General features: G+C 40.3%; 19 protein-coding genes. 2 read left to right on the top strand and 17 right to left on the bottom strand.

All coding sequences use genetic code 11. The features are described 5' to 3' along the window. Window positions 1–70: 70 nt before the first annotated feature. From sufC to ACULLG_RS03720, 6 genes are all read right to left on the bottom strand, one after another. Window positions 71–823 (bottom strand): Fe-S cluster assembly ATPase SufC, encoded by a 753-nt coding sequence (sufC, locus tag ACULLG_RS03745; RefSeq protein WP_452125424.1) that lies wholly within the window; start codon window positions 821–823, stop codon window positions 71–73. Between the two features lie 17 nt (window positions 824–840). Continuing rightward, a complete protein-coding gene (locus ACULLG_RS03740) occupies window positions 841–1719 on the bottom strand; it encodes an N-acyl homoserine lactonase family protein (protein WP_452125423.1) in 879 nt (292 codons plus the stop codon). 82 nt (window positions 1720–1801) lie between these two features. Then, a complete protein-coding gene (gene sufB / locus ACULLG_RS03735) occupies window positions 1802–3247 on the bottom strand; it encodes a Fe-S cluster assembly protein SufB (RefSeq protein ID WP_452125422.1) in 1446 nt (481 codons plus the stop codon). A 39-nt stretch (window positions 3248–3286) separates the two neighbouring features. Further along, a complete protein-coding gene (locus tag ACULLG_RS03730; RefSeq protein WP_452125421.1) occupies window positions 3287–3616 on the bottom strand; it encodes a HesB/IscA family protein in 330 nt (109 codons plus the stop codon). Window positions 3617–3737: 121 nt separating this feature from the next. Beyond that, window positions 3738–5078: a hypothetical protein gene (locus ACULLG_RS03725; protein ID WP_452125420.1), complete on the bottom strand. Its 1341-nt coding sequence runs from the start codon at window positions 5076–5078 to the stop codon at window positions 3738–3740. A 10-nt stretch (window positions 5079–5088) separates the two neighbouring features. Further along, on the bottom strand, window positions 5089–6366 hold the full coding sequence (locus ACULLG_RS03720) for a choice-of-anchor B family protein (RefSeq protein ID WP_452125419.1): 1278 nt from the start codon (window positions 6364–6366) through the stop codon (window positions 5089–5091). Between the two features lie 64 nt (window positions 6367–6430). Between ACULLG_RS03720 and thiL the strand changes: the two genes are divergently transcribed. Beyond that, complete coding sequence (gene thiL, locus ACULLG_RS03715) at window positions 6431–7477, top strand: thiamine-phosphate kinase (protein WP_452125418.1); 1047 nt, start codon at window positions 6431–6433, stop codon at window positions 7475–7477. Between the two features lie 118 nt (window positions 7478–7595). On the opposite strand, the gene ACULLG_RS03710 is transcribed toward thiL, so the two are convergent. After that, entirely contained in the window at window positions 7596–7850 is a 255-nt protein-coding gene (locus ACULLG_RS03710) for a hypothetical protein (RefSeq protein WP_420321039.1), read from the bottom strand. 268 nt (window positions 7851–8118) lie between these two features. Between ACULLG_RS03710 and brnQ the strand changes: the two genes are divergently transcribed. Then, window positions 8119–9393, top strand: a complete 1275-nt coding sequence (gene brnQ / locus ACULLG_RS03705) for a branched-chain amino acid transport system II carrier protein (RefSeq protein ID WP_452125417.1) — start codon at window positions 8119–8121, stop codon at window positions 9391–9393. On the opposite strand, the gene ACULLG_RS03700 is transcribed toward brnQ, so the two are convergent. The 10 genes from ACULLG_RS03700 to ACULLG_RS03655 form a co-directional block, all read right to left on the bottom strand. Further along, on the bottom strand, window positions 9386–10036 hold the full coding sequence (locus tag ACULLG_RS03700; RefSeq protein ID WP_452125416.1) for a LamG-like jellyroll fold domain-containing protein: 651 nt from the start codon (window positions 10034–10036) through the stop codon (window positions 9386–9388). The genes brnQ and ACULLG_RS03700 overlap by 8 nt on opposite strands. A gap of 183 nt (window positions 10037–10219) precedes the next feature. After that, a complete protein-coding gene (locus ACULLG_RS03695; protein WP_452125415.1) occupies window positions 10220–10768 on the bottom strand; it encodes a DUF6896 domain-containing protein in 549 nt (182 codons plus the stop codon). A gap of 8 nt (window positions 10769–10776) precedes the next feature. Then, window positions 10777–11016 carry a hexameric tyrosine-coordinated heme protein gene (locus ACULLG_RS03690; protein ID WP_420321035.1) on the bottom strand — a complete coding sequence of 80 codons (240 nt, stop codon included), beginning with the start codon at window positions 11014–11016 and terminating at the stop codon, window positions 10777–10779. A 67-nt stretch (window positions 11017–11083) separates the two neighbouring features. Then, complete coding sequence (locus ACULLG_RS03685) at window positions 11084–11707, bottom strand: Crp/Fnr family transcriptional regulator (RefSeq protein ID WP_452125414.1); 624 nt, start codon at window positions 11705–11707, stop codon at window positions 11084–11086. Between the two features lie 12 nt (window positions 11708–11719). After that, window positions 11720–11896: a hypothetical protein gene (locus ACULLG_RS03680; RefSeq protein ID WP_452125413.1), complete on the bottom strand. Its 177-nt coding sequence runs from the start codon at window positions 11894–11896 to the stop codon at window positions 11720–11722. A gap of 111 nt (window positions 11897–12007) precedes the next feature. Then, on the bottom strand, window positions 12008–12376 hold the full coding sequence (locus tag ACULLG_RS03675) for a nuclear transport factor 2 family protein (RefSeq protein WP_452125412.1): 369 nt from the start codon (window positions 12374–12376) through the stop codon (window positions 12008–12010). A gap of 12 nt (window positions 12377–12388) precedes the next feature. Continuing rightward, entirely contained in the window at window positions 12389–13132 is a 744-nt protein-coding gene (locus ACULLG_RS03670; protein ID WP_452125411.1) for an SDR family NAD(P)-dependent oxidoreductase, read from the bottom strand. Next, window positions 13129–13329, bottom strand: coding sequence for a tautomerase family protein (locus tag ACULLG_RS03665; protein ID WP_452125410.1), 201 nt, complete (start codon window positions 13327–13329; stop codon window positions 13129–13131). Before ACULLG_RS03665 ends, ACULLG_RS03670 begins: the two co-directional genes overlap by 4 nt. 120 nt (window positions 13330–13449) lie before the next feature. Continuing rightward, on the bottom strand, window positions 13450–14010 hold the full coding sequence (locus ACULLG_RS03660) for a Crp/Fnr family transcriptional regulator (protein ID WP_452125409.1): 561 nt from the start codon (window positions 14008–14010) through the stop codon (window positions 13450–13452). Then, a complete protein-coding gene (locus tag ACULLG_RS03655) occupies window positions 14010–15302 on the bottom strand; it encodes an aminopeptidase P family protein (protein ID WP_452125408.1) in 1293 nt (430 codons plus the stop codon). Before ACULLG_RS03655 ends, ACULLG_RS03660 begins: the two co-directional genes overlap by 1 nt. Between the last annotated feature and the right edge of the window lie 36 nt (window positions 15303–15338).

Raw genomic sequence — 15338 nt, 5'->3', positions numbered from 1 at the left:
GAACGGGAATCTTTTAAAACATAATTGTTTTTGTCATGGATTCCTGCCTTCACAGGAATGACAAAGTAGGTTATACTACCGTCTCCCGTTTTAACCAGTCGTATCCTTTTTCCTCCAATTCCAGCGCCAATTCCTTGGTTCCGGATTTTACGATCTTACCATCGTGCAATACGTGTACAAAATCGGGCACGATGTACTCCAATAATCTTTGGTAATGGGTAATTACGATTATGGCATTATCCTTTCCACGCAATTTGTTCACGCCATTAGCAACAATTCGAAGAGCATCTATATCCAATCCTGAGTCAGTTTCATCCAAAATTGCCAATTTGGGTTCCAACATGGCCATTTGGAAAATCTCATTTCTTTTCTTCTCACCCCCGGAGAATCCTTCGTTAAGGGAGCGAGATAAAAACTTGCGGTCTATCTCCAACTGTTCTGATTTCTCACGAATCAATTTCAACATTTGGTTGGCGGGCATATCTTCCAAACCTCTTGCTTTCCTTGATTCGTTGATCGCAGTTTTCATGAAGTTGGTCACGGTGACCCCTGGAATTTCCACGGGGTATTGAAACGAAAGGAATATTCCTTTGTGTGCTCGTTCTTCAGGTGCTAATTCCTCTAAATCTTCACCCTCTAATGAAACGCTTCCCTTTTTTATTTCAAATTCTTCTTTTCCAGCGATAACGGAGGCAAGTGTGCTTTTTCCAGATCCATTGGGACCCATTATGGCATGTACCTCTCCTGCATTCACCTGGAGGTTGATGCCATTCAAAATCTTTTTATCCTCGACGCTTGCGTGTAAATTCTTAATTTCTAACATTGTGTTCTTCTTCAATATTACTTTAAATAGTTAGGTGCTTTGGGTAATTTTTCAAAGTCCCCTTTAGCATGCTGTAAATAAACCTTTGCTCCTTTTTCTTTTGCAAAAGCTTCAAAAGCTACCATGCTGGCCTTAGTTTGTTCTACATCTGTATTAAAAATTGGCACCCTCTGGTGCTCCCTATTTTCATAAAAATGGTACATGTCGCCTGACAGAAGCAGTGGCCCATGTTCTGTTAAGTCCAAATACAACACTTGGTGTCCAGGTGTATGTCCGGGCATAGATTTTATGATGACACTCCCATCTCCAAAAACGTCGTGGTCGCCATTTAGTTTTTGAATGTTCTGAAGCTCCTTAATTGCATTGTAATTATCCGCTCTATTTTTTTGCGCTTCTTCATTTGCCACAAAATCATATTCAGCTTCTTGTACAATCCAAGTGGAATTAGAAAACACATTGGCGTGCCCCGTATGATCAAAATGGGTGTGCGAAAACGTGATGTAGTCTATATCATCCACTTTCAGACCAATACTTGCCAATTGATTCGCAACCGAATCTTTTCTGGAAACCGTAAAGGCCCCTCCGGGAGTTGTAAATGGTTCGGGCATGGGCACCAACATTTCCGGTAATCCTGCATCCCACATCAAATTCCCTTTTGGGTGACTGATCACGTAAAACGCATCGGCAAATTCCTTGGATTGACCAGTGTAGGTTGTGTCCTGCGAGAAAAGTTCCAGTCTGTTGGCAATCACCGTTCCTCCACTGAAGGTATAAAGCTTAACTTCTGGCTTAACAATCTCTGCGGGTTTTTCCTCAGTGGATTCCGCCTCCTTTTTTGCTTGTTTACAGCTTGTAATTACAGCAAGTGTTACTATAAGTAGTAGTAGTTTTTTCATGCTTTTTATTAGTCAGTTCGAGCGCAGTCGAGAACTTTTGATACCTCTCGACTGCGCTCGAGGTGACATTATTCGTTTTTGATTATCCAACGGAGCCTTCGAGACTTATCTCCAATAATTTTTGTGCTTCTACAGCAAACTCCATGGGAAGTTTATTTAAAACCTCCTTGCTAAATCCGTTTACGATCAACGCAATTGCTTTTTCGGTATCGATGCCTCTTTGGTTGCAATAGAAAATCTGGTCTTCTCCAATTTTACTGGTTGTGGCCTCGTGTTCTATTTGTGCTGTTTTGTTTTTTGCTTCGATATATGGAAAAGTATGCGCCCCACATTTGTTTCCCATCAATAATGAATCACATTGCGAAAAGTTCCGCGCGTTTTCCGCTCTGCTATTTACTTGAACCAATCCACGATAGCTATTTTGGGATTGCCCTGCTGAAATTCCTTTGGAAATAATAGTACTCTTGGTGTTTTTGCCCAAGTGTACCATTTTAGTTCCTGTGTCCGCTTGTTGAAAGTTATTGGTAACCGCGATGGAATAAAACTCACCTACGGAATTATTTCCTTTTAAAATGCATGAGGGATATTTCCAAGTTACAGCTGAACCGGTCTCAACCTGGGTCCAAGAAATCTTGGAATTTGTCTCGCATAAACCTCGTTTTGTCACAAAGTTATATACCCCTCCTTTTCCTTCTTTGTCTCCAGGAAACCAATTCTGAACTGTTGAGTATTTGATTTCTGCATCATCCATAGCAATAAGCTCTACAACGGCAGCATGCAATTGATTTTCATCTCTTGATGGCGCAGTACATCCTTCCAAATAGCTTACGTAGCTACTTTCATCTGCGATGACCAGTGTACGTTCAAACTGACCAGTACCTCCTTCATTAATCCTGAAATAAGTGGATAATTCCATAGGGCAACGTACTCCCTTGGGAATGTAACAGAAGGAACCATCTGTAAACACAGCAGAGTTCAATGCCGCATAGAAGTTATCCGTTTTTGGAACAACGGTTCCCATATATTTTTTTACCAATTCCGGATGTTCCTGAATGGCTTCTGATATAGGCATGAAGATAATTCCTTTTTCTGCCAACGTCTTTTTGAAAGTGGTTGCAACAGAAACAGAGTCCACGACAATATCAACTGCAACATTTTGTAATCTCTTTTGCTCATCAACGGAAATTCCCAATTTTCGATACATTTCCAATAAATCAGGATCCACATCTTCCAAGGATTTATTGGGGTCCGCAGCTTTAGGAGCAGAATAGTAACTGATTGCCTGAAAGTCCGGTTTTTCATAGTGGACATTTGCCCACTCCGGTTCTTCCATTTTTTCCCAAATGCGAAAAGCATCCAAGCGCCATTCCGTCATCCATTCCGGTTCGTTCTTTTTCTTGGAAATTGCACGAATAATATCTTCGTTTAATCCCTTTGGAAACGTATCTGATTCAATATCGGTATAGAAACCATATTCGTATTCTTTGGTTTCCAGTTCTTTTTTTAATTCTTCTTCTGTATACGCCATACTCTTCAATCCGTCAATGACCAATGGTCAACTAACAATTTATAGTGAAAAACTCTCGCCGCAACCGCAAGTTCGCTGCGCATTTGGGTTGTTAAAAACAAACCCTTTTCCGTTTAATCCGCCTGAATATTCCAAAGTGGTTCCGACTAGGTATAAAAAGCTCTTTTTATCAACGATGATACGCACGGCATTATCTTCAAAAACTTTATCGGTATCTGTTGTGGATTTATCAAATTTTAATTCATAGGATAATCCGCTGCAACCTCCGCTCTTTACACCCACACGGACAAAATCCGTAGAAGCATCATAACCTTCTTCGGTCATCATGGTCACCACTTTTTGTCTGGCTGTTTCTGAAACTTTAATCATTCTTACTTGGATTTATTCTAAATAGCTTACAAATATATGGTATAAGTAGGGTTTTACCACATTTCCTAACATTATAATAACGAATAATCCAATAGGGGTTATCTATGGAAAAGTATGGGGGTTATTTGATTTTGATGACCACTAGATCGGTCATTCCCTTGGATTGAAGTTCAGGAAAATCGTCACTAGCGGTTTCTCCAACTAAAATTAGGCTTCCTCCAGTATTTTGGATGGCATCGAAACCATAGTCCAGACCCGAGCCTCCAAATGTTTTTTGATATTCAATGTTTCCTTCGGAATCTGTCTTAATGATCCAAAGATCATTTTCTCCCATGTTCTCAATTGCGTCGCCATCAGCACTTTTGGAATTCCCCGCAATGACGAAGCCTCCATCGGCAGTTAGATTTAGTCCTTGCGCAGCATCGAAAGCTGTTCCTCCAAATGACTTTTCCCAAACCAGGTTTCCGTTATCATCAATTTTGATCAGCCAAACATCTGATTCTCCATTGTTTTTGGAAATATCCGTATCGGTGCTGAACGTGTTGCCGGTTATCACATAGCCATTGTCTGCTGTTTTGGCAATAGCATAAGCTTTGTCTATACCCGTCCCTCCATAAGATTTTTGCCAAAATAGGTCTCCTGTGCCACTGACTTTCAACACCCAAAAGTCATAGCTTCCCTTCGGATCTGTAATATCAAAATCATTGCTTTCGGATGCCCCGGCCAAAACAAATCCTCCATCATCAGCTTGTACGACACCGTATGAACGGTCATTATTGCTGCCTCCAAAATATCTGCGCCATTGTAAGTTCCCATCTGCGTCCAATTTTGTTCCCCAAAATTCGCCAACGCCATGGCGCGTAAGGTAAGTTCCCTTACCATTATTGCCATCACCACCAGAAGAAGTCACATCCAGAAATCCTGAAAAGAAAAAGCCGCCATCGGAAGTTTGTACAACATCATAGGAATGGTCATGCCCGGAAAAACCAAAGCTCTTTTCCCAAACAACGTTTCCGGAACTGTCCAACTTTAATATCCAATTGTCGTGAAAGCCCTCATTATTGCTGCCATCTCCATCATCACTCATGGCATAACCCACAATGGCATAGCCACCATCGGTGGTTTGAATAACGGACTGCCCTCGATCATCTTTGCTTCCACCATAGGTTTTATTCCACATTGGATTTCCTTCGGCATCCAATTTCAACAACCAGTAATCATTGACATCCGTCGTTTTCCCAACAATGTCCCCATCCACGCTATTACTGAAGCCCAGAATGGCATAACCGCCATCGGAGGTCTGAATGACGGATTGAGCTGTGTCCTCCCCTGTTCCACCATAATTTTTTATCCAATCCACTTCTCCCAAAAAAGTGATTTTGTCCATCGGTTCGCCTCCATTGTCATCATTGCTGCATGCCAAAAGAAACATTAAAAGCAAAATGCCACTTAACTGCTTCATTACGCTTTTTTTAGTTGGACTTTTGCACTACAAACAATCCAGAGTTGCTGTCATTGATAATAATTTTACCACTACTGAAATAAGGATAAACACTCCAGACACCATTAAAACTGGCTGTGTTATTGGATGGGAAGGTATCGAAGAAGGCTTTTTCGGTTATGTTTTCATTATCAATATCGGAGATGTCCAATACCCGCATTCCAGCGGTGTAGTTGGCCAGAAAAAATTCATCCCCCAATACATATCCATTGTGATCAATAGCTCCTGTTGGTCCGGCATAGGTTGTGTGCAATTGTGGGGCATCCAAATCGGTCATATCAAAAACCAGGGTACGGGAATTAAATCCGAAGTCGATTTCATCCAATTCATCGCCGAGAATAAAATAACGATGGTCTTCCGTAAACCAACCTTGATGGGTGTAGCCAATATTGCTGTAGCCGATAGTTCCTATTTGAGTGGGGTTCGACTTATCTGTAATATCTGCGATCGCAATAAGATTTTCATTGGCCCCAATAAAAATTTCCCGGCCCGTGTAGTCTGAATCCGGTCCGTTATAGGTGATAACTTGGGCATCATGCGTATATCCATTGACACCATATCCTCCCACTCCATTTGGACTGGTTGGATTTTGAATATCGACAAAGTGTACTCCTCCATTAAAGGAATCGTTTCTTGCGGTGCCAACCGGGTAGGCAAATCCATTAGCTTCGTTGACCACAACATTATGCGCATTCCCGATTCCAGTATATCTAGCATCTGCAGTAAATGTTTGGGGTGGGTTTGTTACGTTTCGCAGTTTTTTTAGATCGAATATCTGCATTCCATGATTGTCCGCTTCGGCAACAATAACGGCATAATCACCATAAACTTTTACATCCCTCCATCCACTTGCGACAGTAGCTGTTGGCAGTTTTCCCAAATAGATAGGATTAGTCTCGTCAGAAATATCAACAAACGCGGTGCCGTTGTCAAGGCCCATTATGGCATATTCGTTATTGGTCGTGGCATCGGTCCACCCCCAAATATCATTTGATGAATTGGCAGCAAAAGCCCCAAGATCCATTTGAAATAAAAGATCATATCCGTTACAGGGATAAATTGCGGCCATTCCACCATCGCATGGTGTAGCGCCTCGGGTCACATCGCCAGTGCCAATGTTTGTACCACCACCATTGCCGGAGCCTCCATTATTGTCGCCGTTTCCTAGATTATTGTCGCCGCCATTATCACTTGAGCATCCAACCACAATGAATGCCACAAGAATCATTTGAAGAATCACTCTTGGCATGCTATAGCAATTTTAAGTTTTTACTAAAGATACAACTTAAAATTATCCTATTTATTTTTGCCGAATGCTAGAAGATAAAAGTCCGCAACGGACAGCTTTGGAAAATTTGGGAGAATTTGGTTTGATCAAACATCTTACCCAACATTTTGAATTGAATCATGAATCCACCATTCTTGGTATTGGTGATGATGCCGCCGTGCTCGATTTCAGGGGAAAGAAAACGGTGGTCTCCACAGATCTGCTTATTGAAGGGGTGCATTTCGACCTTAGTTATATGCCTTTAAAACATCTGGGTTATAAGTCGGTAATGGTAAATCTTTCCGATATCTACGCCATGAATGCCCAAGCGACGCAAATAACGGTTTCCATTGCAGTCTCCAATCGATTTCCCCTGGAAGCTCTTGAAGAATTTTATGCTGGGGTTGCCTTGGCGTGTAAAACGTACCATGTGGATTTAATTGGAGGAGACACCACTTCGTCCACCAAAGGAATGCTAATAAGCGTAACGGCCATTGGGATTGCCGAGGAAAACGAAATTGTATTACGAAAAGGAGCAAAACCCAATGACCTTTTGGTGGTCACCGGCGATCTTGGAGGCGCCTATTTAGGTCTGCAGATTTTGGAACGGGAGAAAGAAGTCTTTAAGGTAAATCCCAATAGTCAGCCCGACTTGGAGCCCTATTCCTATATCGTAGAGCGGCAACTAAAACCGGAGGCGCGAAAAGACATGGTTGAGCTGTTGGAAAAATTAGAGGTAAAACCAACTTCAATGATCGATATCAGCGACGGGCTTTCTTCAGAAATTTTGCATCTCTGTAAAGAAAGTGAAGTGGGGTGCAATTTATTTGAAGATAAAATCCCATTGGATCCCACCGTGATCTCTACCGCAGAGGAATTCAAAATGGATTCGACCACAATAGCTTTGAGTGGTGGAGAAGATTACGAACTGCTGTTTACCATAGATCAAGAGGACTATCCAAAGATCAAGGCCAATCCAAATTTAACGGTGATTGGACATATGGTGGAGAAGAAAGAAGGAGCTCATTTAATTACAAGGGCGGAGACCAAAATAGCTTTGACCGCTCAGGGGTGGGATTCTTTTGAGGAATAAAAAATCCCGAAAATCAAGAACAGAACTCTCTAAACGGTCTTGGGGCACGCGACTGAATAGCTTGAGGTGTTTGCTCAATCTCCGGGATAAACCTTAAATATTTTCTAGTCCAGAATAATTAGGCTACATGCTGTACGTGCCTGCTTTGTCTTTTGCGATACATATCTTCCAAAGTACTGTTGATGTCCTGCATTTGTGGCGTCAATGCCGAAAGTTTTCCACTTACATCGGTGGTAACTTGTTTTTGACAATGTAGGCATTTGTACTCTTTAATATGTTTGGTGACTTTCTTGGACACTACATAATGATGTCCGAATAAATTGCAGAAGAAAGAAGAGAATTTGTTGCCATGGGGGGTAGTGGTGGTTTTCATAAGCCGGTGTTGTTTGGGTGGAGCATTGGTACGATTTGGGGATCGAAAATGCTAATTTTCTGTAATTCTATTTTATAATCTTAATATTTGCAATTGACCTTATATTTTAGCAACGGATGTTAATAACTTTTTATTTCATAAACTTTTCCCGAAATGCCATTTTTCGATGAAATGCACAATATTCGATAAAAAGCCACATTCACTCGCTGTAATACTCGTTTGAAATATAGTATTTTGATTTATCTTATCAAAAATTTATTAACAATTTATGAATAGAAAAACTGTCGCCGTAACCGCGTTTGCACTTTTTTCATTGTTCTTTGGCGCGGGCAACCTTATCCTTCCTCCCCAATTGGGTTTTAAATCTGGCGGCTTATGGTGGCTGGTCGCTTTTGGATTTTGTCTTTCGGCTGTCCTCATCCCAATTTTGGGGATATTGGCCCATGCCAAATTGCAGGGCACCATGTTTGATTTTGCCAAAAAGGTATCTCCCTCTTTTAGTCTGGTGTATTGTTATATTGTTTATGCCATTTCTATAGCGCTGCCATCACCAAGAACCGCTTCGGTAACGCACGAAATGGCCATTCAACCTGTTTGGGATTCTTCTTATTTGCTTACGAGCATAATTTACTTTGCACTGGTCTATATTTTTGTGGTTAACCGTTCCAAGATTTTGGATGTGGTGGGTAAACTTTTGACACCTGGTATCTTAATAGTCCTCCTTTTGATAATTGGTGCGGTGATTTTTAATGTTGATTTTGTTTTTGGGACAACCGAATTCAAAAGTCCTTTTAGTCATGGTGTGTTGGAAGGTTACCAAACTTTTGATGCCATTGGCGCCGTAGTTGTGGGAGGCGTAATTATTATTTCCATCAATTTGAAAGACAAAAAGGCGTCCTATGAAATTAAAAAAAGTTTGATCCGAAAAGCCGGATGGTTGGCCGGATTGGGTTTATTCCTTATTTATACCGGACTTATTTTTACTGGGGCCCTGTTCCACGATTCCTTTGATGTCGACGTTTCTCGAACCGCTCTTTTAAGTGGGATAAGCACAAAAACCTTGGGAAATACGGCCAATTTAGGGTTGAGCATATTGGTCAGCTTAGCTTGTTTTACAACTGCGGTGGGCATTGTTACAGGAACAGCGGATTTTATTAAAGGTCGTTTTAACGATTCCCAACTAGCTTATCAGATTACGGCAATTGTTGGATGTGTGCTGGGCGTGTTGATGGGTCAATTCAATGTTGGCTATATTATTGCTGTGGCAATCCCCGCATTGATGTTTATTTATCCCATTACCATTGTGTTAATCTTGTTGAACGTGGTACCAGACAAATATGCGACCCCTAAAATTTTTAAATGGGTAGTTGGTGCAACAATACTTTTTAGCATTCCAGATTTTTTGGGCAGTATTGGCTATGGAGATACCATCACTTCTTTCACCTCATGGATTCCCTTAAGGGAATACCATATGGGTTGGGTGTTGCCAGCTTTGGTTGTTTTTGTGGCAAGAAACATGACCTTAAACAGGCATTCTAGTTGAGTAATCTTTTAATTTGTTTTTCGTTGAGTGCCGTATTATAAAGTTTGATTTGATTTATTGTCCCCTCAAAATAATAGTGAAGTCCTTTATGCCCGATTATCGATCTGCCCAATTCCAAGGGTTGTAAATTCTTAATACTAGGTGTTAGTGTTTCCGTTTCCACTTGATTCTCTAATTTTCCATCGACCCATAATGCCCATTTATTGCCTTTCCAAACACTGACTAAATGATGTGATTTCCCATCAGCAATAAAGGTTCTCCCTTCACAACGAACATATTTGCCACCCTTATCCCTGCCATTAAACCTGGCAATCCCATCTATCAAAATCAAATGGTAGCCCGCATCTGTACGCCAATCATATTTACCAATCACCCATTGAAACTCTTTGGATTTGGTTTTTATCTTCAGTGATAGCGTTAAACCATCCCCTGTCTCCAATGACAGTGTATCAAGGTCAACATACTGATCGCTTCCATTAAAACGGAAACCATCTAAATTACTTTCGGTATCACATTGGACATTTATCTTTCTATCGTCCTTTATGTTGATGTTTCCATTTTCCAAAGCAACAATTTGATGCTTTGCTATGCCACAGCTTGAAACAAGGATTAGAAACAATCCAACAATTGCCATTTTAAACATAATAGTATGCTTGATTTTAATTCAAGTTCGATATTTCCCCAACAAAACAGGAACTAAATTGACCGGCCAGCTTCTTGAAGTGATAAAACGCCAGTCCCAGTTGACGTCACTATAGTATTCAATTAGGAAAAACACTCGATATATTATGTACTAACAGATTATTACTGTTCATAGACCATTCGTCTATTTTATATAATAATTTGTATCCCCACTAAACACCTGTTTCCCCTTTTTGGTTTTAAGTTTTATGATTTCTTGAATCTCATGGGAGGACAGAAAGTTAGTTTCAATATTATTTTTCTCTATAAATACCCATAGTCTTTTTGCATCAAATCCGTTAATCTCACCGTCCTCGCCGAAATCAAAATCAATCCAAAATTCGTTGTTGGAGAAAGTGAGCCCATACCCGTGTGGAAATAGCTTAAAATCGTCCTTAAAACTTTGAAGTTTGTTATGGTGCATACTGCTCCACAATGACCAGCCCAATTCGCTTTGTGGAATTTCACCAAAATGTCTTTCCAAAATGCCAACAACTTCGACTTGCCTTTTATTAAAAAGTCCAATAATGTTGTACAGTTCATCCGTTTTTGTCATTTCGCCAAATAAAATCTGGCAGGAAATCTCGGAAATTTTGGCCACAAAGGCATCTCCATTTGATGGATGGTGATAAGTAAGTGATAAACCTCTACTTTCAATTGATAAGGTTAAATATCCCCTAACTTCATTACGCAAGAATAGCCTTATCTCCAATAATTATTGGCCTGGGCAATGATTGCAAATTCTGCCGCAACCGTTTGCCCAATCGCAATAAGCATATTGGCATCATTGGCATATGTAGGGCGAAGTTTTTCGCGAACCTCAGCATCCGGTTGCGTAATTTTAATGGTAAGTCTTGCGATTTTTATGGCAAGTGCCCTGCCTTCTTCAGGGGTATTGGTAATCAGTGAGTTTCCGGGAATAAGTTGTATTTCTTCAGACATAGGTGATATGTTTATAATACGCAAAACTAACATCCACGTACTTATCAAACAGTGACATATGTTACTTTTAGAGCACTTTTATTTTTCGCCCTTGCTGTTCTATCTTTTGGGCGACTCCCAATTTTTTCATTACTCTGGACACAACCTCTCTAGAAGTTCCTAGGTCATCCGCTATTTCACGATGCGAAAGAGCGAGCAGATCCGATTTTTCAATTTGGGTCTTCGTTTTTAAATATTCAAAAAGGCGGTCTTCAAGGTTGTAGCAAATAAGTTGCTTTGTGGTATTGAGTAGATCCGAATAATGTTTTTGAAAATCATCCAACACCAGACTGCCGAATGAAGGGTATTTTCCCATCCAAAGCTTAACCCTTTGAACGGGAAGCAGCAGCAATGAGCTATCGGAATCAGCCACCGCCGAAAAATCGGCCTTTTCATTTCTAAGTATGTGGGCAAAACTGTATATGCAAGACTCTCCGGAAGATATGTAATACAATAGAAATTGTATGGTGTCTTCTTGGCTAAAAACCTTTACGTTACCAGACACCACAATGGGCAGGTATTTCATATACTGCCCCTGTACCACAATCTTTTCTCCACTTAAAAAATCCTTTTTTATCGAATGTCGTGTAATTTCTTCAATTAGGGATTTTTCCAATTGGGGGTAACAATCTGCTAAAAAACCTGCTTTCATTTAGTTCGGATTTTAGCTGTCTCCCCTTTTCTTTTTATTATAGTGATAAATGGCATAAGCAACCACCACCAAAACCACGAACGGAAGATATGATCCAATGACCACTCCAATCTCATAAGCGCTGTCCGGAGCCTCTTTTATTTTTTCCTCAATGTCAGGCTGTTGTAGTAAAAATAAAATTGGTCTCATTGTATATTGCATTTGTCGCCCATAAATATAATAGCAAATATACCACAAAGAAAAAGCGGCTTCCATATTAGCAAACCGCTTTTGTCTTACTTTAGGATTTTAGGTCCAGCTTCATTCCACATGTGTGAATATTTTATTTACAATGATCCATTTATCATTCATTTTGGCCATGGACAGATAATCATAATAGTTATATCCTGAAAAAGGTACGTGTAATTTTGCCATGGCAACTTTGCCCAAAATATCCAGCCCAATAATACTCATGTTGAATTTTTCATTCAACTCTTTGGGACTTTTTCGGCTTTTTACCCCATCAATATATTCATGTTTGCTTTTAAGATAGTCCTCCCCCTTAATATCTCCATAAAGGTACAGACCATCATGAAAGCACTTTTCAAGTTTATCGGTCTCCCCATTAAAAATGCCCTCAAAATAATCATTGATCAACTGCTCTATTTCCGCTCTATTTTCTTTATACATTTTCTTATCTGCTTAAATTGAATGTCCTACGGTATGCCCTCCGGCAATATTTATAGTTTCGCCCGTTACAAAATCTGAGGTTGCCAAATAATAGGCTGCTTCAGCCACTTCCTTGGCCTCTCCTATCCTATTCAATAAATGAAGACCGGACAAACTATCGGCGTCTTCAATACCCATTTTACCTTGTAATGGGCTCCTGATAACTCCTGGAGCAATAGTGTTCACCTTTATATTGTCCTTTCCAAATTCAGCTGCCAACTGTCTGGTTAAAGCATGAATGGCTCCCTTGCTTGTTAGGGGTGCCGTAGCAGGAAAGCCTCCAATGGCATGATCCACCAAAACAGTTCCGATATTGATGATGGAACCTTCTTGCTGTTTCACCATTTGAGGAATAACTGCTTGGGAGGTAAAGTAAGTTCCCAAAAGATTTATCTTCCAAAAACGTTCCAGGTCCGCTTCGGTGACATCCAGAAATGGCTTAGGTAAAAAAACTCCCGCGTTATTGATCAACACATCAATCCTTCCAAATTTTTCCAGAGCTAAGGCTGCCAATTGTTTTCCTGTTTCAGGTTTGCTAACATCTCCTGCAAAATAAATTGCATTGGATGGAGAACCAAAAGCTTCGTATGTTTCTTTAAGATTCTCTTCATTTGAAGAGTTCATAATCAAATTATAGCCTTTATCTAAAAAATATTTGGCCGTTTCTTTACCAATACCGGTTGAGGCGCCTGTAATTATTGCTGTTTTGTTTTTCATTTTGTTGTTTTTGTTCCTGTATACTGTTTCCCGTTATGACCCCAATTTCCCATGGGCACTTCGTCAATGACCACATGGGTCGTTTGTGGATTCTTGTTTAGAACATCCACAAGTAATTGTGTTACTCCGGCAATTAATTGGGCTTTTTGCTCTGTGGTCACCTGTTCATCGGTAACCTTAATGTTTACATATGGCATATTTTCCATTTTAAATTATGGCACAAAGTTCTCGTGTAGTTGTCAGGAACGAAAGGAGGAAAGTCACAGATTATGGGTGACATATATCACATGTGAAAATGGAAAAAGAGAATCGTGGTCTTAAGAGGATAATCGGCTCAAAGTTTCGCGGGAAACACCAAGGTAGGCGGCAATCAATTTTTTTGGGACTCGCTGAAAAAGTTGGGGATATTCTTCCAAAAGAAGATTGTAGCGTTCGCTCGCAGAGTTTTTCAATAAGGACAATATTCTTTTTTGAAGCGCAATTCTTCCGTACTTACTTTTTTTGGCCCAAAAACGTTCCATTTTGTGCATTTGGGCCGTCAATTTCTCTCTGTTTTCAAAAGTGATATAGAGCAGTTCGCAGTCTTCAATACAATCTATTGCAATTTTTGATGGCGTTTGCTTGATGAAAGATTCATAATCAGTGATCCACCAATTCTCCATGCCAAATTGGAGAATATGTTCCTTTCCATCATCTTCAAAAAAGCAGCTTTTTAAACATCCTCTGATGACCCAATATTCTTTGTTTACTAAATCCCCTTCTTGAACAATGTATTGATGCTTACGTTTTTTTACGTGTTCAAAATGACTCAAGACAACATCAAATTCCTCATCGGTCAATTGTATCAACTCTTGAATATGTTGTCTTAGCGGATGCATTATGAATTCATCAATTCCTCAATCTCCTCGGCTTCAATCGGAATGTTTCGCATTAGATTAAAAGGTTCTCCTTTTTCTTGAATCACCACATCATCTTCCAAGCGAACTCCAAAACCTTCATCGGGAATGTATATTCCAGGTTCTACCGTGAAGACCATGTTGGGTTTCATTGGAGTTTTAAGTTCGCCATAATCATGTGTGTCCAAACCAATGTGATGGCTGGTGCCATGCATAAAGTACTTTTTATAGGCAGGCCAATCCTTGTTTTCATTTTGAATATCTGATTTGTCCAATAGACCGAGACCCAGAAGTTCTGAAGTCATAATTATGCCCACTTCTTTGTGGTATTCGGCCCAAATAACTCCTGGCACCAGCATTTTGGTAGCTTCATTTTTAACACGGAGCACTGCGTTGTACACTTGTTTTTGTCGGTCGGTAAAACGCCCATTTGCAGGAATGGTACGCGTCATGTCGCTGGCATAGTTGGCATACTCGGCGGCCAAATCCATAAGGATCAAATCACCGTCCTTAACTTGTTGGTTGTTTTCAATATAGTGCAACACATTGGCATTATTGCCAGCCGCAATTATAGGGGTATAGGCAAAGCCTTTGGAGCGATTTCGAACAAATTCATGCAAGAATTCAGCTTCCATTTCATATTCCCAAACCCCGGGTTTAGTGAACTCCAAGATTCTTCGAAATCCCTTTTCGGTAATATCACAGGCTTGTTGCATCAAGGCAATTTCCTCGGGTTCCTTTATTCCCCTAATCTGTTGAAGAATTGGATTGCTCTTGGCCCATTGATGTGCTGGGAAATCCTTTTTACATTTTTCAATGAATCGGTCTTCGCGAGTTTGGGTCACCACCGCTTGCCGGTAATGCTCATTGGTGTTGAAATAAATCGTATCGGCCTCGGTCATCAAATCAAAAAAGACCTTGTCAAAATCTGTCAACCAATAGATGGACTCAATCCCAGAAACCTGTGTGGCCTGTTCCTTGGTTAGCTTAGCACCCTCCCAGACGGCAATATGCTCGTTCGTTTCCCTAACAAATAAAATTTCACGATGCTTTTTGTCCATTGCATCGGGAAAAAGCAACAAAATGGTCTCTTCCTGATCAGCTCCGCTCAAATAAAAAATATCTCGGTGCTGCTCAAAAGCCATTGTACTATCGGCACTAATTGGATAAATATCATTGGAATTGAATATCGCAATACTTTTAGGCTTCATTTGCGCCATAAACTTTTTGCGGTTTTTGATAAAAAGCTGGTTGTCGATTTGATGGTATTTCATTGAGCTAAACTATTTGTTCCAAATGTAAAAATTTGA

This window comes from Flagellimonas sp. 2504JD1-5 (assembly GCF_053618295.1).
The sequence above is the reverse complement of the archived record's forward strand: the minus strand, read 5'-3'. Positions and strand labels throughout refer to the sequence as shown.